General features: G+C 55.3%; 17 protein-coding genes. 12 read left to right on the forward strand and 5 right to left on the reverse strand.

Annotation, left to right across the window (positions count from 1 at the left end; all coding sequences use genetic code 11):
- Positions 1-94: 94 nt before the first annotated feature.
- On the reverse strand, positions 95-802 hold the full coding sequence (tsaB, locus tag SFX18_04420) for a tRNA (adenosine(37)-N6)-threonylcarbamoyltransferase complex dimerization subunit type 1 TsaB (GenBank protein MDX1962372.1): 708 nt from the start codon (positions 800-802) through the stop codon (positions 95-97).
- Between the two features lie 239 nt (positions 803-1,041).
- Between tsaB and SFX18_04425 the strand changes: the two genes are divergently transcribed.
- The 11 genes from SFX18_04425 to SFX18_04475 all read left to right on the forward strand — a co-directional run bounded on the left by SFX18_04425 (position 1,042) and on the right by SFX18_04475 (position 16,429).
- Complete coding sequence (locus SFX18_04425; GenBank protein ID MDX1962373.1) at positions 1,042-2,085, forward strand: linear amide C-N hydrolase; 1,044 nt, start codon at positions 1,042-1,044, stop codon at positions 2,083-2,085.
- 327 nt (positions 2,086-2,412) lie between these two features.
- Positions 2,413-3,165: a metallophosphoesterase family protein gene (locus SFX18_04430; protein MDX1962374.1), complete on the forward strand. Its 753-nt coding sequence runs from the start codon at positions 2,413-2,415 to the stop codon at positions 3,163-3,165.
- A gap of 243 nt (positions 3,166-3,408) precedes the next feature.
- Positions 3,409-5,898: a YidC/Oxa1 family insertase periplasmic-domain containing protein gene (locus tag SFX18_04435; GenBank protein ID MDX1962375.1), complete on the forward strand. Its 2,490-nt coding sequence runs from the start codon at positions 3,409-3,411 to the stop codon at positions 5,896-5,898.
- Positions 5,899-5,951: 53 nt separating this feature from the next.
- Positions 5,952-7,436 (forward strand): GTPase, encoded by a 1,485-nt coding sequence (locus tag SFX18_04440; protein ID MDX1962376.1) that lies wholly within the window; start codon positions 5,952-5,954, stop codon positions 7,434-7,436.
- A 319-nt stretch (positions 7,437-7,755) separates the two neighbouring features.
- Entirely contained in the window at positions 7,756-8,223 is a 468-nt protein-coding gene (locus SFX18_04445; protein ID MDX1962377.1) for a helix-turn-helix domain-containing protein, read from the forward strand.
- Entirely contained in the window at positions 8,223-8,795 is a 573-nt protein-coding gene (locus tag SFX18_04450) for a PIN domain-containing protein (protein ID MDX1962378.1), read from the forward strand. Before SFX18_04445 ends, SFX18_04450 begins: the two co-directional genes overlap by 1 nt.
- Positions 8,796-9,176: 381 nt before the next feature.
- Positions 9,177-10,862 carry a glycosyltransferase gene (locus SFX18_04455; protein ID MDX1962379.1) on the forward strand — a complete coding sequence of 562 codons (1,686 nt, stop codon included), beginning with the start codon at positions 9,177-9,179 and terminating at the stop codon, positions 10,860-10,862.
- Positions 10,863-11,186: 324 nt separating this feature from the next.
- A complete protein-coding gene (locus SFX18_04460) occupies positions 11,187-11,576 on the forward strand; it encodes a hypothetical protein (protein ID MDX1962380.1) in 390 nt (129 codons plus the stop codon).
- A gap of 60 nt (positions 11,577-11,636) precedes the next feature.
- A complete protein-coding gene (locus tag SFX18_04465) occupies positions 11,637-12,071 on the forward strand; it encodes a hypothetical protein (GenBank protein ID MDX1962381.1) in 435 nt (144 codons plus the stop codon).
- 68 nt (positions 12,072-12,139) lie between these two features.
- On the forward strand, positions 12,140-12,655 hold the full coding sequence (locus SFX18_04470; protein MDX1962382.1) for a hypothetical protein: 516 nt from the start codon (positions 12,140-12,142) through the stop codon (positions 12,653-12,655).
- Positions 12,656-12,859: 204 nt separating this feature from the next.
- Positions 12,860-16,429 carry a class I tRNA ligase family protein gene (locus SFX18_04475; GenBank protein ID MDX1962383.1) on the forward strand — a complete coding sequence of 1,190 codons (3,570 nt, stop codon included), beginning with the start codon at positions 12,860-12,862 and terminating at the stop codon, positions 16,427-16,429.
- A gap of 129 nt (positions 16,430-16,558) precedes the next feature.
- On the opposite strand, the gene SFX18_04480 is transcribed toward SFX18_04475, so the two are convergent.
- The 4 genes from SFX18_04480 to SFX18_04495 form a co-directional block, all read right to left on the reverse strand.
- Entirely contained in the window at positions 16,559-16,852 is a 294-nt protein-coding gene (locus tag SFX18_04480; protein MDX1962384.1) for a type II toxin-antitoxin system RelE/ParE family toxin, read from the reverse strand.
- Complete coding sequence (locus tag SFX18_04485) at positions 16,845-17,084, reverse strand: addiction module protein (GenBank protein MDX1962385.1); 240 nt, start codon at positions 17,082-17,084, stop codon at positions 16,845-16,847. Before SFX18_04485 ends, SFX18_04480 begins: the two co-directional genes overlap by 8 nt.
- A gap of 303 nt (positions 17,085-17,387) precedes the next feature.
- Positions 17,388-18,677, reverse strand: coding sequence for a thymidine phosphorylase (locus SFX18_04490; GenBank protein ID MDX1962386.1), 1,290 nt, complete (start codon positions 18,675-18,677; stop codon positions 17,388-17,390).
- 148 nt (positions 18,678-18,825) lie between these two features.
- Positions 18,826-21,054, reverse strand: a complete 2,229-nt coding sequence (locus SFX18_04495; protein ID MDX1962387.1) for a HEAT repeat domain-containing protein — start codon at positions 21,052-21,054, stop codon at positions 18,826-18,828.
- A 661-nt stretch (positions 21,055-21,715) separates the two neighbouring features.
- Here SFX18_04495 and SFX18_04500 point away from each other — a divergent pair.
- Positions 21,716-23,380 (forward strand): hypothetical protein, encoded by a 1,665-nt coding sequence (locus SFX18_04500; GenBank protein ID MDX1962388.1) that lies wholly within the window; start codon positions 21,716-21,718, stop codon positions 23,378-23,380.
- Positions 23,381-23,475 lie beyond the last annotated feature (95 nt).

Below are 23,475 nucleotides of genomic sequence, written 5' to 3' on the forward strand. Positions count from 1 at the left end.
CGGCGGAGGTTTATTCGAGGTAATTCATACCAATTATAATTTCCTAGCAGGCAAAGCACTGCTGTAAATGACAGCTGTTGCGCCCTCTTTTCCCCTACCGCCGGGCTTCTTCCGCGTAACTGGGCCGCATATAGAGCGGTAAGAGTTGGAAGGGATCTTCGGTTTCGCCACGCGCATGTCGGGCCACCACTAGTTTGCCGATGGTTGTTGCGGAGGGGAGCCAGGTCTCCGCGGGAGCCGGGGTTATCCCATTCGGTAACACCACATCGGGGCGTGACAGAACCGACCCTGCCGCCACCGTTCCCGGGGATAAATGATCCAGCCAAGCTGCAATCGATAGCAGTTGCGGCTCTTTTTCATTGCCAAGGATTGCCCATGCGCTACCGGATAAATGATAAGTTGCCTGAAAAACTTGTTGCCGCAGGGCGTCAATTGCCACGGAGATGGCGGAAGAGTCTGATTTGCCTGACTGTTTCAAATGGTCAGCCACTTGCGTCGCAATGGCGTCAGTGGTTAACACCCCCAGCACGGGAATGCGCAATCCATAGGCCAGCGTCTTGGCCAGGGTCACTCCAATCCGCAAACCCGTAAACGACCCCGGTCCCGTGGCAACGGCCAGCAAATCCAGACTAGCGGATCGCCAGCCGAGTTGTTGTAGCAATCGATCAATCGCCGGAGCCAGGGTTATCCCGCTAGGAGGCCGCAATGGTAACACCAACGAATCTTGGACCTGATCTCCGACCAGACAGGCGATCGAACCGGGAGGATGGGAAGTTTCTACTGCAAGGGTGCGAAGCGACATGGTCGAAAGGGTTGGGTGCGGTCCGACGCGAAGGAAAGATGTCAGCGGGGGGGATCAATCGGTGGAAAGAAATTGATAAAGTCGGGGAAGGAGGAGTAGGATGAAAAGCATAAAATGGTATAAGATGAACAATAGAATGGTCGGATCGCGGTTACTTTCAGTGTAGCGACCCGCGCCCCCGCTGGCCAAGCATGTTTAAGCCGATTTCTAGAACAACCATTCCCTGACCAAACTCACCAATGCGCTCGCTACTTTTTTATTTTGTGTTGATATCCGGCATTGCTTTTAGTGATTCGCTCGCGCGGTCATGTTCGCGGGTGTTATGGAATGACAATGGTCGGATCACGTTGGTGGGACGCAACATGGATTGGTTTGAGGACTTAAAAAGCAATATCTGGCAGCTTCCGCGGGGAATGCGGCGGAACGGTCTTACACCCCAAAATCCGCTTGCCTGGACCAGCAAATATGGCAGCGTGGTGATCACGGCCTATGACTCGGCGACGGCCGATGGTATCAACGAAGCCGGCTTGGCCGCCCATATGTTGTATTTGCCCGAGACCAAAACCGCCCCCCGGGACGAAAAAATCCCGGGCCTGTCCATTAGTCTTTGGCTGCAATATTATTTGGACAATTTTGCCACGGTTACAGAAGCGGTCGATTCCTTTGAGAAACAACCATATCAACTGCAGATGGCCGTGGAGCCGGGCAGCGGCAAGGCGGGAACCATTCACATCGCCCTGAACGATGGGACGGGGGATTCGGCAATTTTGGAATGCATCGACGGAAAAATTGTGATTTATCACAGCCGTGAATATGTGGTGATGACCAATCAACCCACCTTTGATAAGCAATTGGAAAATCTGCGTCAGTATCGGGGTTTTGGCGGGGAAAAACGGCTGCCGGGAACCCATGAGCCAGCGGATCGATTTGTGCGCGGGGCATATTATGTAAAAAATCTTCCCCGCCCCCAAACCGACCGCGAAGCCATTGCCGCTTTATTAAGCGTGATGCGGAATGTTTCCGCTCCCTTTGGCATCGCCGATCCCGAGCGTCCCAATGTCTCTACCACGATTTGGCGCACGATTACCGATTTGGATCATCGAGTGCTCTATTTTGACAGCGTGCTTAGTCCGCAAATATTTTGGATCAGCCTGGGCAAGCTGGATTTTTCAGCCGGCCAGCCCGTGCGCAAGCTAACGGTCGTGGACAACTATGACTTGCAAGGCGAAGTGTCCGGCCAGTTTGTTCCCGCTCCCATGTTTGAATTTTTGTGCCCGGAATAAGGGTGGCATTTTTTCGGCTTTTTTTTAGGGATAAATCGAGGTCAGTCGCCATGCACGGAGCCATTATTTCGCTTTGCCATGCTGGCCACTTCCCGTTCAGGAGGAATCTGCGGCTTTTGACCTTTGTTTTTTGGAGTTTTCAGTCGCTTTTTTGGCCAAAATCCCCATTCCGCGACGTATATCAGCGTACAATTTGGGGAATCTTGCCGTTTTTCCTTTCCAGCTAGGCTAACTGCGGTAAATATCCTAAAATAGTCAGTTTTACCCGGACGCGGGCTATTATTTCGCCTCCCTCGGTTTTAACATTTGTCGCATAACGGACCCCCTGTGAAACGCGCTTTGATCAGTGACGTACATGGCAATTTAGAAGCCCTGGAGGCTGTGCTGGCGGACATTCGCGCGCAAGGAATTGACGAAATTTTTTGTCTCGGCGATATCATTGGCTATGGCCCCAATCCCTGTGAGTGCGTCGATAAGGTGATGAAGCACTGTCGGATCACCATCTTGGGAAATCATGACCAGGGGGCGTTGTTTGATCCGGATGGTTTTAACAAAAACGCCGAACGGGCGATCTTTTGGACGCGCGAGCAACTGGAATCATCCCGCGTCAATATTGAAAATCGCAGCCTTCGCTGGGAGTTTTTAGGGGAATTGCCCCGCAGTCACCGGGAAAACGGCTTTTTATTTGTGCATGGGTCGCCCCGCAATCCGTTAAATGAATACGTCTTTCCCGAAGACGTTTACATGACCAAAAAAATGGAAAAGCTCTTTTCCTTGATTGAAAAGACCTGCTTTCAGGGGCATACCCATGTGCCGGGTATCTTTACCCAAAGCCTGAATTTCATCAGCCCCGAGGAAGTGAATTACCGATACCCCCTCCCCGCCGAAAAGATCATGGTCAATGTTGGCTCGGTAGGCCAGCCGCGCGACGGAGACCGCCGGGCCTGTTATGTGATCTTAGAAGACAACCTGATCACCTTTCGTCGGATTGATTACCCTGCGGAAGAAACCCGTGCAAAAATATATAATATCCCCGATTTGGACAATAACTTGGGGGATCGGCTCCTCTCGGGCCGCTAAGTTTTACCTTTATTTCCCGCTGGTGACAGTTCGCCCGGGCGTGGCTCAATCGCTGGTAGCTGGCCAATTTTTCCTTCCAGGGGGCGAATAAACCCTACTGCAAGTTTGTAATTTGGCCTGCCGAACCCCCCCGTGAATGGATAAAATTAGTTTTAGAGGTGGCATCACGCCTCTGAATGGAATTCTGTTAATAGTGGAATCCCATAACACCCACGCAGCCAATTCTCTTTGGAAAATTCCCCAGTGGATCGACGGTTTATCTTATTTTTGACGATCAGTTTTGCGATCTTGATCACCAGCCAGGCGCTCAATCGGTGGCTGTATCCCCCGAAAGATCCCCCCCCCGTCAAAAAAATCGCCAAGAATGGTAAAAATGACCCCGCCAAAGGCCAACCGGCTAAGGGGGCGGAGAAAAACGGCCCCGGTGATAATCCGGCCCTGCCTGCCAATCCCGCCGTGGACGACGATCCGGCGCGGGCCGAGGCCAAGCCGCGGGACATCGTCCCCGCCGCCTGGTATAGCCTGGGTGGGATGGACGAAAAACACCGTTTGCATGTCACACTGACCAATCGGGGGGCGGCGATCGAACGGGTCGAAATTCCCAGTATGGTCAATTTAGAAGATCACTTGGCCTTTGGCATGACCAAGGCCGGCCCCAACGGCGAAAAATTCTTTTGGAATCGCGCGGCCTACGTGGGGACGATTACTCCCACTCCCGCCCAGCCCGCCGGGGTAACTGTCAACACCGTCAGCGCGGGGACGCCCGCGGCACGGGCCGGATTGCAGGTTGGCGACGTGATCCGCACGGTCAAGACCGATAGCCTGGAATTTGCCATACGCGGCGTGGTGGACTGGAATCACGCCCTGCAGCAAATCCGTCCCGAAACGGTCATCACGCTGGAGATTTTGCGCAAGAACATGGCGGGAGAGCCTACCCCGCAAACCGTGCTGGTCAATTCCGTCTGGTCCCCCGTGCAGGTCATTCGCCCTGAATGGAAAAACCATCCCTTGACCGTGGTCGAGGCGGGTAAGCACGATCCCTACTCATTAAACATGCGCCTGGCCGAATTGGACGGCCAGCAACTGGAAGAACCAATCGCCGAAGCCGTCGATAATTCCCTTCCCCCCAAGAATTTCAAGCTGGAGTTGGCGGGCGCGGAATTGAGCCAGGTCTATTGGCAAGGCCGCCAGGTCAACGAGAACGAAGTGGAATTTACCACGGAATTGCCCGCTAGCCGCATTCGGGCGATCAAACGTTATCGTTTAACCCCCGCCGAACCGGGAAAGCCCGCGGGATACCTGTTGCGGGTCGAGGTGGCGTTTGAAAATCTGGACAATGCGCCGCATGTGCTGGCCTATCAATTGCTGGGTCCCAATAGCCTTACCATCGAGGGATGGTGGTACGCGTTTAAAAATCGGATTTCGACGGACATGTGGCAGGGGATTGGGCTGCGGGACATGGCCTGGAGTTTTGAGAATTCGGCGGCCAGGCTGGTTGGCTCGTTGGATATTGTGAATAAAAAAGCGCTGAATGTCTGGAAAAGCGAGGATGAAGCCGCGCTGGTGTATGCCGGGTGCGACTGTCAGTATTTTGCCGCGGTGCTGATCCCCCGGCGGGCCGGGGCGGCCCCCTGGTTAGCGCGGATTGAACCAGCGCTCGTGGGGGATGTGCCAATCCCCGATGAAAAAAAGCTGGCCAATGTGACCGCGCTGCTGACGTCCAATCAACTTAAGCTTCCCCCCGGGCAGACCGTGACTCACGCGTATGACCTGTTTGTGGGGCCAAAAAAGTCCGAATTACTCGCCCAGGTGCAGTCCGACCCGGTGGCGGCGGATGCCGAGCCCACATCCCTTTCCGGTTTGTTTTATTTAGGCTGGATGATCTTTGCGATCCCCGCGTCGCTGATGCTTTGGATATTGCACTTTTTTCACACGCTAATTCCCAATTATGGCGTCAATATCGTGATGCTGACCATATTGGTCCGTTCGTGCATGTTTCCGCTAAGCAAAAAGCAGGCCCTCTCCGCGCAAAAGATGCAGGAAATCCAGCCCGAGATGAACCGGCTAAAGGAAAAATACAAGGACAACCGCGAAGAACAGGGAAAAAAGCTGCAAGAATTGTTTCGCAAGCACAATTACAATCCTTTTGGCGGATGCCTGCTCGCTTTTGTCCAGTTGCCGATTTTTATGGGCCTGTACCGGGCCTTGATGATTGATCCGGAGCTGCGCGGCGCGCCCCTGTTTGGTGAGTCGATCTACTGGTGCAGCAACCTGAGCGCGCCGGACATGCTGTGGAACTGGGAGCCCTATTTGCCTCTGTTCCTGTCTAGTCCGCATGGTTACCTGGGGCCATTTTTGAATATATTGCCGCTGATCACGGTGTCGCTATTTGTCATTCAACAAAAGGCGATCTTACCGCCGCCAACCGATGAGCAATCGGCCATGCAGCAAAAAATGATGAAGTACATGACGATCCTCATGGGCTTTTTATTTTATAATGTTCCTAGTGGGCTCTGCCTGTACTTTATTGCTTCCAGTTGTTGGAGCATGGTCGAACGCAAAGTGATCAAGAACATGACGGGCTATCATCCCGGCCAGGCGGCTCCGACATCTGAAAAAAAAATGGCGGAGACTGCGACCCCCGGTAAAAACGGCCAGGCCAATGGTACGACCAATGGCGCCCTGGGAGGCCAGCGAAAAGATAAAAAGAAAAAGCAACGCGATAATCGGTAGTGGTTAGTGATGAGTGGAGAGTGGTTAGTAGGGGGCAGAGACTCAATTATCCCATGCACGTTTTGGCCGCCGATACCATCGCCGCGACTGCATCGGCGCCTGGCGTCTCGGTGCGGGGTATTATCCGGCTCAGCGGCCCGCGGTTGCCTGCGGTTTTACGCCAATTTCTATTAGCGGGCGGGGTGGCTGCCCCTTTTGATCCCTGGCCCGGTTCCCCACGAGCTTATCCTCTTTTATGGCAAGTCTTTACCCCGCAGGGAGATGCATTGTCGCCATCCCCCTTGGCAAAGCTTCCCACGGTCCCATTGCTGGTGTATTTGTGGCCCACGGGGCGTAGTTATACTGGCCAGCCTTTGTGCGAACTGCATTTTCCCGGCAGTCCCGCGCTAGGGGCCATCTTATTAAAGTATGTCCTGGCGGCGGGAGCCCGGCTGGCCCAGCCGGGGGAATTCACCCTCCGCGCGTTTCTAGCCGGAAAACTCGATCTGCTGCAAGCGGAAGCGGTGCTGGGCGTCATCGACGCCGCGGGGGAACAACCCCTGCGAACGGCGCTCCGTCAATTGGCCGGAGGGGTGTCGCGGCCCTTAGAGGAATTACGGCAAAACTTACTAAATCTCTTGGCGGATTTGGAGGCGGGGTTGGACTTTGTGGACGAAGATTTGCAGTTTATCTCTAATGATCGAATTCTAGCTGAACTACAGTCCGCCGAAACTCTACTAGCACTGTTAGGCCGGCAATTGCGCACCCGGGCGAATCCCGCCGAGTTGCCGCAAGTGGTGCTCTATGGCCGACCCAACGCCGGAAAAAGCCAACTATTTAACGCTTTGGCGGGTCAAGCGGCGGCAATCGTCTCGCCTTTGGCGGGGACCACGCGGGACTACCTGCGGGCAGAGGTGGATTGTGCGGGAACGCGCGTGGAACTGATTGATACGGCGGGTCTAGAGACTGTGGAAGCCCCCGATCAGTTCCAAGCGTCACGGGATGTATCAGATTGCCACACCGGGGCAGTAGCGGGGGATAACTCCCAAAATGCAAAAATTAGTGTCGCGGCCCAGGGGTTTACCCTCGATCAATTGCATACCGCCGATTTGTGTCTGCTTTGTCTGGATTTATCCCAGCCGCTCACCCCCCGCGATGAACAGGAACTAGCCCATCTAACCGACAATTTCCGGGGTCGGACCTTTGTGGTAGGGACCAAGGCGGATTTGCCGCGGCAACTGCGAGGCGAAGAGAGCTGGCTGCCGACCAGTGGCATGACCGGCCAAGGGCTGCCGGAATTGCGGGCCGCCATTCGAGAGGCCCTGGGGGAGCAACCCGCCTCGGTGGTGGGGGCGACCGCGGTTCGCTGCGAAGAGACGCTAAGGGGGTGCCAGGGGCATATTTCCAGCGCGCGGCAACTGGCCCAAACCCAGGCCGGCGAGGAATTACTGGCCGCGGAAGTTCGGGCCGCGCTCGACGAATTGGGCCAGATGACCGGCGCTATCTATACCGAGGATTTGCTGGACCGGATTTTTAGCCGTTTTTGCATTGGCAAATGAGACGTGTTTCTTACTGATTCTTGGTGGAATTCCACTAGTTGGGTGGGGAAATGGAAGGGAAATGGCTGATCATGGCTCCAGGGGTAGCAAAATCGCCTGGAGGCTTCCTGCCATAAATCGCTGGGAAATAAAAGCGAGTGTCCGCTACGACGCTAGCCAGGAGGGGTTACTTCACGCATTTCGAGGCCGCGCCTTCCATTGGGGTGACAAGCTCCATGCGAGGGGTGTTGAGTGAGGATTTCGAGTGATTCGAGTATTGCGTCTATTTCGATTCTGTGGTAGAATTCCTTTTGTTGGGCCTAAAAAGAGGAGGATAACCATGTCCACGTTAATCCCGGAGAACTTCGAGACTGTTGCCCCCAGTGAGGCCGATGCTTTACTGGCCCGCGAGTCGAGCCGTCTGTTGTCCACCCGCAAACTTGGCAAGCGTTCCAGCATCCGACTCTGCCTTGATGATGGCGACGAGGGCGAAGCGGTAGTCGTGCCCACATCCGCCGTGCGGCTGTTCTTACACCTTCTTACGGAAATGTCCCAAGGCAACTCCGTATGCCTGATTCCAATCCACGCGGAACTCACGACCCAGCAAGCGGCTGACCTGCTCAACGTCTCCCGGCCCTATGTGGTCAAGCTGCTCGACGAGGGTAAGATTCCGTCCCGCTCCGTCGGAAAGTATCGCCGTGTGCGCTTTGATGACCTGATGGCCTACAAGCGGAAGGAGGACGATGCGCGAGCCAAGATCGCGGATGACCTCACGGCCTTGTCCCAAGAACTGGGGATGTATGACTGATGCAGCACCCCGTTATCGCTCTGTGCGATGCGAACGTCTTATACCCGGCAGCGCTGCGCGACTTGTTTGTACGGCTGTCGTTAGCGGGATTGGTGGCTTTTCGTTGCACGGATCGGATCCATGAGGAATGGATGCGAAACGTGATTCAAAACTACCCCGACATTACCCGCGAGAAGGTCGAGCGGGTTCGCGATCTGATGAACTTGGCCATTCCCAGCGGGATGGTGACGGGATACGAAGACCTGATAGATTCCCTGACCTTGCCCGACCCCGACGACCGCCACGTCCTCGCGGCGGCGATACGGGCGAATGCCGAAGTCATTATCACTTTCAACCTGAAGGACTTCCCGGCCACGGTCCTAGCCAGCAACAACATCGAAGCGCAGCACCCGGACGAATTTCTGGTGTCATTGTTCATGGCCGCTCCTGGTCCAGTTTGCGGTGCCGTCAAACGGCAGCGGGAGGGACTGCGAAACCCGCCTAAGTCCGCTGTGGAATTGCTCGCCACGTTGGAGAGCCAGGGCTTGGTCCAGACGGTCAGCCAGTTGCGGCAATTCGCTGGTTTGCTGTGAACTTTTGACTCCGCGGAACCCAATTTCGGGCCGGAAGGGATATTGCTATATACTATGCAAAATCGGCGACCCTAGCATTCGCCCTTTGAGCCATGGACTTCAAGCATTACTATCCACTCCGCGTAAATCAGCCCAATCCGCTATTTTTGTCTTCCTAGCTGACCTTGGCTGTGGCGGATCACATCCGCCCTACGGGGAATGCTAGCACGCTCTCTCTGATCGCTCTTGGCCGGTTGGCGGATTTCCGCTACAGTCTCGGCCCAGAGATTCTGTTTTCTGGCAAATTACCCTAGCCATGGTGACTGCGGGGGCAAGCTAGCCCAAGCTGTCGCTTTTCGGCCAGGAAATTTCCTTTCCCTTTTCCCAATCAAAATTATCGCCATGTCTCCCAATTCTCCCGTGCAGCGATTGACCGTGGCTGTGATCGTTCGCGATGCCGAAAGCGCCTTGGCGGCGACGCTGGATTCCGTGCGGGAACTGGCGGATGAGATCGTCGTGGTCGATACCGGTTCGCGGGATCGAACGCTGGAAATCGCCCGCCGTCGCGCGACCAAAGTGTGCGAATTCCCCTGGTGTGATGATTTTTCCGCGGCCCGCAACGCCGCCTGGCCGCTCATGACGGGGGATTGGGTGTTGTGGCTGGACGCGGGCGAAACCGTGTCCGCGGAATCCGCGGCCCAGATTCGCCAATTTGTGGATAGGCAGGCGCGGCCGGAATGTGGGTATTTGCTGCTCATTCAAATTTCCGCCGCGGCGGCGTCGCTCGCCGCAACGACTGATTTGACACAGCCGGAACTTGCCGCCAATTATGAACAAGCCGCCCGATTGCGGTTACTCCCCCGTCGTGGCGATTTGCGCTATGTCGGTTTGGTGCGCGAGCAAATCCATTTTGACGCGCAGCGGGGAATGCTGGAAGTCTGCGTCGCTCCGGGGATCATTCAGCGTCAATCCGCCCCCAACGAATCTCAATTACGGCAGGCCCGCGCCGCGCGGAACTTGCGCTTGGCCGAACGGGAAGACCGCCAAACGGGAGCCAGCGCCCGGCTCGAATTGGTCCGGGGGGACGCCTATCTGGTCCAGGGCCAGCCCGAGCAAGCGCGGTTGGCCTATCGTCGCGGTGTCGAACTGGCCGAGCGCGGCAGCGCGGAAATGCTAGAGGCTTATTATGGTTGGCTAACCGCCTGTGATGAAATTTCCACGGCCAAGGACGAACAACTGGCCGTGGCGGCCGCCGCGCTCGAGATCTTTCCCCTGGATGCCCAATTGCACTGCGCGGTGGGGACTTATTTGCTGGCGCGGGGCCGGGCGGATTTGGCGGCCAGGTCCTTTCAAATGGCCGCGGAACATGGCCAAATCAATTTGGAAACCTGGCACCTGGTCGGTTTGGCCGAAATTTCCGCCAGTTGTTGGGCTAAAGCCCTGGAAATGCTGGGCCAGACGGAACAGGCGTTAAAGCTGCTCGAACGGTTGGCTTTATCGGAAGACGCGTCGGAACGGCTCTTGAGGCAACTGTTGGATTTTTATATCGCCCGTGATCGTCGGCAAGCGGCGCTAGAGCTGGTGCGTCGCCTGCCGATGGAGCTATCCGCGCGGGAACTACTGCGAACCGTGGTGCGGGGCGCATGCCTGGCCGCCCAGGGAAATTTTGCCGCGGCGCTTCCATTTTTGCGCGCCGCGTATGATGGGGGGTGCCGGGAAAATCTGTGCTATGTCTGGCTGGCAAACTGCCTGCAAGAACTGGGGCTGCATGGGGAGGTGTCTCCAATATTGGCGGATTGGCAACGGCACTGGCCCCGCTCGGCGGAATATCGCCGGAAAGTGCGCGAAAGCGGCGCGCGTGTCATGGCCACCCCCGTGGCGCCCCGGGTGGGCGGGACACCGCCCGCGGAAAATACCCGGCAACAGCGAGTATTTCGGCATGATCCCCTTCCCCTGGCAACCGGGCCTGCGCCTTTTTCCCCCCCATTGGCCCTGCCAACGGCGGGAAGCGCCGCGCAATATTTGACCATGGGGAATCAGCTTTACCCCGCCGAGGGGATGGCGTTTCAGCAATTTGCCCTTTCTTAATCGGTTTTTCACGCATCATCCCGACAATTTGCCAATGATGGTTCCATGGGAGGGAAGAATTACGGGATGGGAGGAACGCCGTTGCAGGACTGGTCCGACACGTTGCCAACGTCCAGCGTCCCTCCTGGCATGGGTCCATCTACTGCAAACACTCAACCGAATCTGAAAATTTGGGCGCGCGAACGGGCTACTCCCCCAGCTGATCGAGTAAAACTGCTCCTTGACAAATAACGTTGGGCTTTTTAACACTACAAGGGTGCCGCTGGGGACGTCCTATCGCGTTTCCAGCATTTTTTTCATGTTGGCGTTTAATCGGAATCCCTTATGTCTGTCAAGTTATTAGATATCCCCCCGATTTTCACGGCGGATGGGCAAGCGGGGAGTCCCCCTGTCCCCGGAATCGGCGGCCAAATCCGCTGGCACGCCATTAGCGCCGAAGAGGATGATGACGAAACCGACGATGACGATGGGGATGATGACGACGACGACGATGATGACGATTTGGATGACGATGTCCTGCCCGGAGAAGAGCCCCTGACCGTGGAGGACGACGAGTTTTTTGATGAGGATGACTTTGACGACGACTTCGACGATGACTTTGAAGAAGAGTATGAGGAATTAGAGGCCGACTTTGACGATGCCGAAGTTGATGAAAAAGAATCTGGCGGTGAAGGGGACGATGAAAGCATGGAATTTGCCGATGATGATTTTTAGCGTCCAGGGGCGCGAATCCGCCGCGGCTGGTCGGAACGCTATCGCAAAAAGGACTTTGCCATGAATAAACCCTTCAATTGCCAACCCCCGGTTTGCTCCAAATCCCCCGCGCGCTGGATTGGCGAATTGGACGAGAGCGAGTTTGAAATTCAGTTTTACCAGCAAATTCTGGAAAAACAGCCAAATGATGTGCTGGTGTTACGTCAGTTGGGTGAGCAACTGGCCAAAACCGGCAAAGTGGCCAAGACGCTCGAACTGGACCTCCGCCTGGTCAAATTACGCCCCCGGGACGAAGTCGCCCGTTATAATCTCGCCTGCAGCCTGGCAAAAATGGGCCAATGCGACCAGGCCATCGCCGAATTGGCCGTTTCGCTGGAACTGGGGTATGCCGATTGGGAACATATCGAGTCCGACGTCGACCTGGACAATCTTCGGGGGTTAGGCGGTTTCCGGCGGTTGTTAACATCCTGGAAAAAGACGCTGCCACGCTCCTAAGTGGTTCGATTTTTTGTTGGTTATAGATCTTTTTTGTTATCTCCCACCCCGCGCAAACGAGGATATCGATGAGCTGGCAAAATAGGCATGGGCTCTGGTTCTTGGGCATGGGGTTGGTGGCGCTGCTAATGGGAGGGTGCGGATCCGCCGGAGAAACGCTAGCCACGCGGCAACTCGAGCAGGTGGAGAAATTGGTGAGCATTACCAAAACAATCCAAGATGACGCCACGGCCAAGAAAGCCATCGCCGAATTACAACCCGTAATGCGCGCCATCCGCGACACTCAGGCGGAGTTTGACAAGCTCGACTTATCGAGCGAGGAAAAGCTGAAACTGCGCAATAAGTATCAAGAAAACCCCACCCTGACCGTCAAGCTGCAGCAAGAAGCGGTCCGACTGGGGCATTTACCCCTGGCCGAGGAGAATGTGCGCACCCTGGTGGGGCTGTTACTCAATAAAGAGCTTTCAGTAACAACAACGGAAAACGGGACACCGAGCGCAGCGACGGGTAACGAAAAGTCAAGCGCCGCAACGGTTGACGGGGAATCGAGCACCCCCGCGGGAAAAGCTGAAAAATCAGAATAAAAAAAGTGCTAAATTCAATTCCGCCCGCGCTTCCTAAATGAATTCTTATTTGGCGTGATTTTTACCGATCCGCCGGGATAGAGCCACTACCGTGGCAAGCGGGGCCACTTCTGTCAAAGTGGGAAATAAAGTAAAATAAGCTCTTTATACTCCTGGTAGGGGGACTAGGAGCCTCGATGATCAATTTTGCGGTAGGTTGGCCACATGTTTGCAGCGGTGCCCGGTCAGATTCGCTTTCCTGAATTGGAAGAACGCATTGGCGAATTTTGGAAATCGAACCAAATCTACCAGCAATCCCTGGCCAACCGGGCGGGCGCGCCCCGTTTTGTCTTTTTTGAAGGCCCCCCTACGGCCAACGGCATGCCGCATCCCGGGCACTGCCTGACCCGCGCGATCAAGGACCTGTACCCCCGCTACAAGACCATGCGCGGGTTTCTGTGCGAACGCAAAGCCGGCTGGGACACGCATGGCCTGCCGGTGGAGGTGGAAGTTTGCAAAGAACTGGGCATCCACAGTAAGGAAGAGATCGAAGCCTTTGGCATTGAGCCGTTCATTCACAAGTGCCAGGCCAGCGTCTGGCGGTACATGCAGCAGTGGGAACGCCTGACGGAGCGGCTGGGCTTTTGGGTCGATCTCCGCCAAGCGTACGTGACCTACCATCAAACCTTTGTCGAAAGTGTTTGGTGGTCGCTCAAGCAACTCTTTGAGCGGGGGCTGCTATACCAGGGACACAAGATCGTCTGGTGGTGGGCCCAGGGGGGGACCGCGCTCAGTAGCGGCGAAGTGGGCCAGGGGTACCGCCAAGTCGCCGACCCCAGCGTGTATGTCAAGTTCCCCATCGTCATGGACGACCGCGCGCGGGAATTGGGCATTCCCGAGGGGACCAGCTTGCTGGTCTGGACGACAACCCCCTGGACGCTGCCCAGCAATCAATTCGCGGCGGTGAATCCGGAGTTGGAATATGTGGTCGTGGTTGATTCCAGGCAACCAGGCCAGCCGCTTTTAGTGGCGGAGTCGCTGCGGGAAGCATTGGCCGATAAATTCAAGTCCGAATTTCAGATCACGTCCCGATACTCTGGCACACAGTTAGTTGGCCTGTGCTATTTGCCACCATTTGATATTTATATCAACAGAAATGATTCTAGGGAAAGTAACTCGGCGGATAACTACTCTCGCAAGACGCTGGCTTGGAAGCTCGTTGCGGCGGACTTTGTCACCACCGACAGCGGCTCCGGCGCGGTCCATATTGCCCCCGCGTTTGGCGAAGTTGACTTTCAAGTTCTCTTGGAGGAGCAATCCCGGGCAAAGAATGGCTCCGGACCCCAGTTAATCAACTGCGTCGGCCCCGATGGCAAATTCACCGCCGAAGGCCCCGACTATTGTCGCGGCCGCTGGGTGAAGGACTGCGATCGGGACATCATTCGCGATCTCAAATCGCGCGGTCTGCTCGTGCATCAAGAGCAATACCTGCATGACTACCCCTTTTGCTGGCGGGCCGAAAACGACCCCCTGATCCAGTATCCGCGGCGGAGTTGGTTTATTCGCACATCCCAGTTCAAGGACCAAATGCTGGCCAACAACGCCCAGATCAATTGGCTGCCGGAACATATCCGCGACGGGCGGTTTGGCAACTTTTTGGCCACCAATGTCGATTGGGCCTTATCCCGTGAACGCTACTGGGGCACGCCGCTGCCGATCTGGGTCTGTGATGCAACAGGCCAGATGGAAGCCGTTTGCAATTATGCCGAATTGCTCTCTAAGCCTGGTGTGACAGGGACCGAAGTTTGGGAACAGGCCGTTGCCGCCGCGCGCGCGGCAGGGCAGGAACTGGTGGAGGACCTAAAAGTTCACAAGCCGTATATCGACGCCATCACTTACGATTCCCCCTTTGCCACCGGGCCGGATGGACTGCCCGCGCGGATGCGCCGCGTGCCGGATGTGATCGATTGCTGGTATGACAGCGGGGCGATGCCCTTTGCCCAATGGGGTTATCAGGGGGAAGCGGGGGGAACGAGCGGCGGGGAAGGGGCCGCTGCGGCGGCCCGTGAAAAATTTCACCAGCAGTTTCCCGCCGACTTTATTAGCGAGGCGATCGACCAGACCCGCGGTTGGTTTTATAGCCAATTGGCCATTAGCACGCTCCTCTTTGGCGAAAAACCCGCAAATGCTGGCCAAACCCCCGCCCGGCAGTTTGACCCCCAGCGCGACGCGCCGCAGACCCAATATCCTAAGGCTCCTTCAGCCAGTGCGCTCGCGACGGGATTTGCTCCAACCTATCCGCACCCTTTTAAAAACTGCATCGTGCTGGGCCTGATGCTAGGGGAGGATGGGCAAAAAATGTCCAAGAGCAAGCGGAACTACCGCGAGCCCAACGAGATTTTTGACAAATACGGAGCGGACGCCTTGCGCTGGTATTTTTACGCCACGCAGCCCCCCTGGACGACGATCCGTTACAGCGAGCAAGCGATCAAGGAAAGCGTTCCGGACTTTTTATTACGGCTCTGGAATGTGTATAGCTTTTTTGTGATCTATGCCAATATCGACGGCTTTGATCCAGCCGCGCGGCTCTTGGGCGATGTGGCGCAGCTCGAGCCGGATATTTTACGGACGGCGCGGGGTTACCGACCGATCAGCCAGCGAAACGAACTGGACCGCTGGATCTGTAGTGAATTGCACCGGACGGCGGCGGGGGTGATCGCGCGCATGGACCAATATGATAATTTTGGCGCATGCGGCCTGTTAAAGGAATTTGTGGACGCGCTGTCCAATTGGTATGTGCGCCGCAGCCGGGACCGCTTTTGGAGTAATGACAAGGAATCGCCCGAAAAGCTGGACGCCTATTGGACCCTGTATGAGTCGCTGTTGACCGCGGCCAAGTTGATCGCGCCGTTTACGCCGTTTCTGGCCGAGGAATTGTGGCAAAAGCTGGCCGCGGAACCATTTGGCAACCGCGCGGTGGAGAGTGTGCATCTGTGCGATTATCCCACCGGCGAAGCGGATTTTATAGACGAAGCCTTATCCCTGCGGATGAATCTGGTGCGGGAAATCGCCTCCCTAGGCCGGGCCGCGCGGGGGAGCGCAAAGCTAAAAGTCCGCCAACCGCTGGCCAAGGTGGAGGTTGTCCTGGCCGATCCGGCGCAGCAGGACTGGCTAGAGCGGCACCAGGGACTCATTGCCGAGGAACTGAACGTGCTGCAGGTGGAATTCACCCGCCATGCCGAACAGTATATCGACTACACAGTGCTGCCGGATCTGAAAAAACTTGGTCCTAAAATTGGCAAGCGGTTGCCACTGCTCAAGCAGGCCCTCGCCACCGCCGACGCCGCGAAACTACTGGCGGAGATGCAAGAGCGCGGCAGCGTGACGCTGCCATTGGCGGATGGGCCGCTGGAACTGACCAGCGACGAGCTGTTGATTCGCCTGCAGGCCAAGCCGGGCTGGACCGCCGCGCAGGGGACCGCGTGCGTGGTGGTCCTGGCGACGGAATTGACGCCCGAACTGCTTCGCGCCGGTTATGCGCGGGAGATCGTCCACACGGTGCAAAGCCTGCGTAAGGATTTGGAACTGGAGTACACCGATCGGATCGAAATATTGACCGCCAGCGACGACGGGCAAATTCTGGCCACTTTAACGGAACATGGCCCCTACATCCAGGCCGAAACCCTGGCAACGGCAATCTTGCCCCGGCTTGACACCACTTCTCCGCGCCGCGCTAGCGCAGTCGAGACCCTCTCTCTAGGGGAGGGACCCATAGAAATCGCGATTCGGGTGTGAGGCGTAGCGGTGAGTTCTCCCGTAACGGCGAGTTTTTACTCGCCGGAGTACCTCTGTAGCGAAACTTGCCAAGGTTTCGTGCTCTCAACTACCACCTGGTAGCATTACTATTCAGATTAAATTCCAGCACTAGCGCTCAGACCAATATCCCGGCTCCCTGCTAGTGTGGGCAATGGCCACAACCAGGCATTCATCGTTATGCAATATACGATAAATAATTTGAAATGGAAACCTTTTTAATAAGTAGTAGTGATGGCGTTCATCACATTTTGGATAACGAAAAGGGTCAGCCGCGATTGCAATCATGGCCTGATTGACAAAAAACTCAAAGTTAATTGCAGCTGTTTTACTGCGAGCGGCATACCACCGCAGAGATTCCAGATAATCCGACTCCGCTTCCTGGCTAAATAAGATATTACTCATGCAGTTCCACCAACTTACGCGCGTTTTCCTGGACTTCCCCCCAAGGTTTGGACGAGCTGCGTCCCGCATCATAATTTGCGGATCGCTGTTGGGCTGCGGCTATCCACGCAGGGCTGGGCAATACCCAATCCTCCGGTGAAAGTTCTTCCCACAATGTTTCCAGCATACGCAGCCGGTCGGATGCTGACAAACCACGAGCCGCTGTGAGGATTTCATCATAAACAGGTGGCATGGATTTGCTCCTTAACCAATGATAATCAAACAATATGTGAATGTCGTGCGCGCTGAGATGCAATTGGCTAATTGTTTTGAATATATCTATTCTACTTTTACCTACTTGCTACTGCCAGTGTGAGTCGGAATGCCTTGATGTCTAAGGTTGGTTCCAGTCCTCCCGTCTCTGGCTTTATCCGGAGCCCCTGCTGGCTTGTCCAGCCGTATTAAGTCAATTAAAAAAATAAGAATGAAAAATGAAGAATTGTGAATTATCATTCCCCATTCCGCCTTCTGCCTTCATACTTCATCATTTCCGTTTTCACATCCGCTCCACAATTAATTCCGGCGGTGCTACCCGTTCCGGGCCAATCGTCCAGGACGTTTGCACCAGCTCCCGCGCGTGGGCCGCTTTATCCGGCGGGGCAAACATTTTAGCCAGCGGCTGGCCCCGCTCCACCCGGTCCCCTAATCGCACCAGAATTTCCAGCCCCGTCGAGTGATCCAGCCGGTCGGTCTGTACCTTGCGCCCTCCGCCCAATTCGATGATTGCCAGACCCAGTTGTTCGGCGTTGCAGGCGGTAATGTAGCCGCTCTCACCAGCCAGAACGTCCGCCGCGGGAGCGACCGTCAGCCGCGCCGCGGGATCCCCCCCCTGGGCGGCTACCATTTGGCAGTATTTTTCGTAGGCGCGGCCGCTGGAGAGATGCCCGGTGAGGATTTGGCTCGCCGCCGGCGCGTCTGTCGCGCGCTGCGTCATGACCAACACTTCGACGCAGAGGGCCAGCGTGATTTCCCGCAAGTCCGCCGGACCCCCCCCCTGTAACATTTCCACCGCTTCCAGCACTTCGACCGCGTTGCCGACCATTCGGCCATTCGGCTGGCTCATATCCGTCAAAAGGGCCGTGGTCTGGACGCCCATGCGCCGCCCCGTGGCCACCAGCGAATGCGCGAGGGCGCGGGCGTCGGCCAGAGTTTTCATAAAGGCGCCGCTCCCCCATTTGACATCGAGGACGAGCGCGCTGGGGTTTTCAGCCAGCTTTTTGCTCATGATACTGGCGGTGATCAGGGCCAGGGAGGGGACGGTGCCGGTCACGTCGCGCAGGGCGTATAGTTTTTTATCGGCGGGGGCTAGTTCGGCGCACGCGCCGGTAATCACACACCCGACGCTATTCACCACCGTTTGCATTTCGGCGATCGACAAATCCGTGCGAAAGCCGGGGATGGACTCCAGCTTGTCCAGGGTGCCGCCTGTCGCCCCCAGCCCGCGCCCCGACAGCATCGGCACCCGCAAGTCGCAACAGGCCAACAGCGGCGCGAGAATCAGTGATGATTTGTCGCCGATACCGCCAGTCGAATGCTTATCCACCGGCGGCGGCCCGTCCGCCGGCCACTGCAGGATACTGCCGCTGTGCAGCATCGTCGCCGTCAGACTGGCGATTTCGTCGGTGGTCATCCCGCGGCAGAGGATCGCCATCGCCAGGGCTGACATTTGATAATCGGGAATCGTGCCGGCGGTAAAGCCACTAATAAAGTCGCGAATCTCATGGGCGTGCAAGACATGCCCATCACGCTTGCGGGCGATCACGGCGGCGGGGGAAAAGGGGGGCATGGGGGAATGCAGAGGTAAGAATGCAGAATGATGAATAATGAAGGCAGAATTGCGGAACGGGGGTTTGGGGCGAGGTGGGAGACGGGAGGGTGAATTGTAGGAGGCGACTCTGTCGCCGAAGCAATCTCTATTTTTCAGTCCGCGCTCTTCAATGATTTAAGTCTGACGCGATTTGCGGCAGCAAACCTAGCTTGGTCAATTCACCTTCGGCAGCGGAAAATAACTTGCAAAACGTCTGTCGGTGCTTTTGATAGCTTTCCGCAGAGGTTTCACGGTCGCAATTATACTTGCTTTCCTGATACTCCTTAATCAAGTCTTGCATGCACTTTATCAATAGGTCCTGTGCTTGCTTTATTTTTCCGTTGTTAGCCCAGATTTCCGCGAGGACATCCATTTCTTCCCAGCGAAAATAGTTGGGGCTGTTGTCCAGGAATTTGGTGAAAAAGGATTCAGCTAATTCATGATTTCCCGCAAGGTATGCGGCATTGCCAAGTTGGGTCAAACCCATATTATTTTGCCAAAATGGAGTAAGCTGATCAATTGCCAGCAGGATATCATGTGGCTTGTTCAAACTAGCCAGCGCCGCGGTATAATCTGAAAAATATCGTTGAATCACGCCATCAAGTCGATAGTAAGTGAATTGGCACTCTGAGGGAGCATCCTTCGCTGTTTGTAAGAACTGGTAATAGACGTCTTTCCAGACTTCGGCGGGTGATTGATTCCGTAGGGTTGTCAGGGCCTGAACATAATCCGCAAGGTGCTGGGCAAGCGGTCCACTTTCATGGGCCTTGGCCCTCAGTGTTGGATCGGCGACTGTTGCCGCATCCAAAAGCTTTTCGTAGGCCGTGACAATCTGTTCTGGCGATCGAGGGGGAGTGTTTCTCTTCAAGTATTTTGCTCGCTCCGCCTCATGCCCCAAGCCCAACAATTCCCGACCGATGTGCAGGGACAGGATGTAGGATTCAGTGAAGTCCGCGGGTTGCTCGGCCGTAGGATACCAACGGCTCCGCGGCCCATCCAGGACGGCAAAACCTGGTTGTTCGGCGTATGTTCCACTTGCCAATGCCACCAGCCGCGCGGGGTAGCCCAACTGCGGAGAGATTTCCGCAATGTGGCGGATGGCGGGTTGCTCAAGTTTGCCATGCCTCCATTGTTGGAGCAGGGATTCGTATTCACGGGCGTCCGTCACGTCGGAAACATCGATCAAGTTTTGATGCTCCAGCTCCCAGCAGCAATGAATGGCGTAAATGTCCTCGGGCGGACGTTCGCGCATCGACTTTGTAAAGAAACACCAAGTCATGCTCCCCACCAGGCCGATATTAGAATCATCCTCCGCGAGTCCCGTCTGATCGCGGACTGTGTAACGAATGAGCCAGAATGGTTTGAGCAATCGTTCCGGCGGCCATTCCAACCAGCGATGATCGACAATTTCCAGCGAATCCGGGGGATGACCAAGTTCATTGGGATGGGCCAGCCAGTTAGAGAAATTCGCCAGCGCCTGAAAATCTGGATCGAGGCAGACCGCCGGGATCAGCTCTTCCCGGCCCAGCTCGTGCAGGTAGCGTATCGCAACCTGGGAGTGATTGTAGTCCTCGCAATATCGGATGAGCACCTTAAATCCCGCTTCTCGCCCCACTTTTGCCGCCGCCCAGGCTGCTTCGAGCTGCACGCCGGGGTCGGGATGTTCCATTGCCAGTCGGAGGAGTTGATCCCGCGTGGCTGGATTAATAAATGGCAGGGCGGCCGTGGCGCTATGCGCGTAACTGTAGTTTTCGGGATTGGTATCCGACAGCCAGGCACGCAGCCTTTCCCAGCCCGCCGCATCGTCAAAAGGATGCTCATCCAGTTGGTCCGCCAGCGCTGATTGATTAGCGGAATCGAGCAGCGCTACCGCGATAAAACCGGCTGGCAAGGGATTGGTTAGCTCTTTATAGAGTTGGCCGCGATGCGGATGGTCGGCGGAAAAGTTTGCCAGAATGACATGCCACATATAGTCATCCGGCGCCACGGGGCGTTTGGCGGCGGTAATGATTCGCTGCAAACCTTGGCCAGTACCATACATGGCAAATATTTTCAGAATGAATAAGAAACTGTCTTTCTCTAGAATATTTTCCTTTGTTAGCCAATCATCGACGATTTTGAATAAGAGAGCTAACCCTTGTTGTGCAAACACATCAAACGCGGGAACGTCCCCCCCCGCGACATCCTGAAAGAGGCCGATCAACGCGCGCAGGCGAGAGGATTTTTCTGGATCAGTGTCAGGTTGCTGGGCAACTTGGGCTAACGTACGGCAGACAGCGGTTGCGTCGGCCTTGGTCTCGATGGAATAGTCCCCTAATTCATGAATCTCATGGAATAAATCCCCGTCGGATTTCATCCCACGATCGATGGCTCTGATTAATGGGCTGCTAAACACCTTGTTCTCCAAAATCAAATAGTCGCCAGGAATTCCTGGTTAAAACCAGCCTTCCCTCAAATTTGCTTGACGGCCACAAAAATTCTCCCTTATATTAACAAGATCGCTTCTCCGTGCGAACCGGCACTCTGCCGGGGTTGATATTTTGGGGGTAGATTCGTTTTTTTACGGCAATTTTTCGCCCATGTGAAACCGTACTCCTCTCACTCCATGAGAGGGAAGTTACTGTACTCCCGTCACTCCGTGAGTGAAAACTACAGTACTCCTCTTACTCCGTGAGAGCAGGGTCATTGTAATGCTCTCATTCATGAGGGAATGTGCCTGTGAGGGTAAACAACCACCAAGCCGCCGCTGGTATCGGCCGCAGTAGGTCCCGTCCGCCGGACGGGGCAAGCGCGGAGGGGCAGGGGACGCGGGACGCGAGAGTAGGTCCCGTCCGCCGGTCGAGACTGGTGCGATGAGGCAGGGGACGCGAGTGGCAGGGCGAGGGTTGCGGGGACATATTTGCTTTTACGGCTGATGTGATAGAAGCAGGGGGGCGGAAGTGCCGGGGTGAATTGTAGGAGGCGACTCCGTCCCCGAAAATTCATAATTTTAATTCTTAGTTTCCAGAGGGTGCATTATGCAATCTCAATCATTCACTCGCTCAGCGGTAGTGATTTTGCTCACCAGTGTCTGCTGGACGAGTTGCGGATTGACAATTGGCCAGGAGCAGGGGGCGCAACCCGCGGCCGCGGCGCGGGATGCCACCAAGTCTGCCCCCCCGTTCACCATCTCCCAGGAAACGACCTACATCACCGAGCCCCTCAACCCGAATGGCTACCCCGATTATGTCGCCGCCGTGAATAAGGAATTATCCAAAGGCGTAACGCCAGAAAATAATGGGGCGGCGGTGGTCCTGGCGATTATCGATCCGCATGCCGAACCAAAAAGCGACAATCTTTATAAGCTGCTAAAAGTCGAGCGTCCCACCAGCGGCTATTTGCAAAGTTATAAAACGTTCATTTCCGAAAAATTGACTCGCGATGGCTATGAAGCGGATACCGCGGCGTATTTAGCCACGGAAAAGCGACTAGAGGACCAATTTGACGCGGCTCTGACCCGGCCTTGGACGGAAGAAGAATTCCCCCCTGTGGCGGAATGGCTCAAACAGCAGCAACCCGCCCTCGAAACGTTTAAGAAAATTCGCCAAAAGGACCGCTGGTTTGTGCCTTTGGAGCTCGATCCTGAGCGATTGTCCTTCATGGAAATTAGACTATCTTTACAGCATCAAATGCGTGACATCGCCTGTGCGCAAGCAATTTTGGCTCTCCGCGAAATCGGTCATCAACGATACGCCCAAGCGGCGGAAGTGATCGCGGACTCGCTGCATTGGTTACGGATATCGCAACCTGCTTGGGCGTTTATAGAGAAAATCATAAATGTAAACAATCACTCTACCGCGCATGATGCTCCACTAATGCATTTGACTTATGCCGCGCCAAGCGGCGCAATTGATGTCGAAGGACTGGTAAAGCTGCATGGTTCAATTGATAAATCAACTTGGAACAAGATATTGCATCATTATGATCGTATGAATATTTTGAGCATTATGTGTGAAATGGCCCAATACGGATACAACTGGTCGACGATTCCAGGTGAAAAACTGACTGTTGGCGCTGATCAGCAGTTTAATGACACTGTGGATTTTGACGTTATGTTGCAAACGATAAATGGCTATTACGACCGCAAGGAGGAAATTCTACGGCTATCAACAGCCGAAGAACGTTGGAAAGCATTTGAAGAGCTAAAGCAGAAAGTGGCTAAAGATCGACAAGGCATCAAGGATTCTGGACTTTTGTACAAAGCCATGCTTGTGAGTATGTCAAAAGAGGAACGATCGCGTGCCTGTGCCGCCTTAACTTATACTATTATGACCACCGGTTTCAATCACGGTATTCAAATGAAACTTCTCCAACGGCTAGAACTTCAAGCCAACCTGCAACGGGCCAATCTGGCGCTGGTGCGCTATCGGGCTAAGCATGGTAAATACCCGCTCGATTTCGCGGAACTAAAGTCCGAAGGTATTGAAGCTTTGCCACGCGAATTAATTGTGGAGGGCCCGATCAAATACAAGACCGATGGTGACAATTTTGTGTTGTGGAGTATCGGTTACGACGAAAACGACAGTGGTGGATATAACGGGTATGACCAAGCTGATCATCTCCACGATGACTACGCCGTCTTTTCCCCCGCATGGCAGCCAAAACCACCCCCCAAGATGGAAACTGAGGACGGGGAAAAATGAGTGAGAGAAAAGTGGCCAGGATGAGGGACTATAGACGTAGGTAGCGGGGTTAAAGCTGGCTTTGCCACCCGGCTAGCGCTGTTATGCCGCCAATG

This window comes from Pirellulales bacterium, assembly GCA_033762255.1.
Lineage (GTDB): Bacteria > Planctomycetota > Planctomycetia > Pirellulales > JALHPA01 > JANRLT01.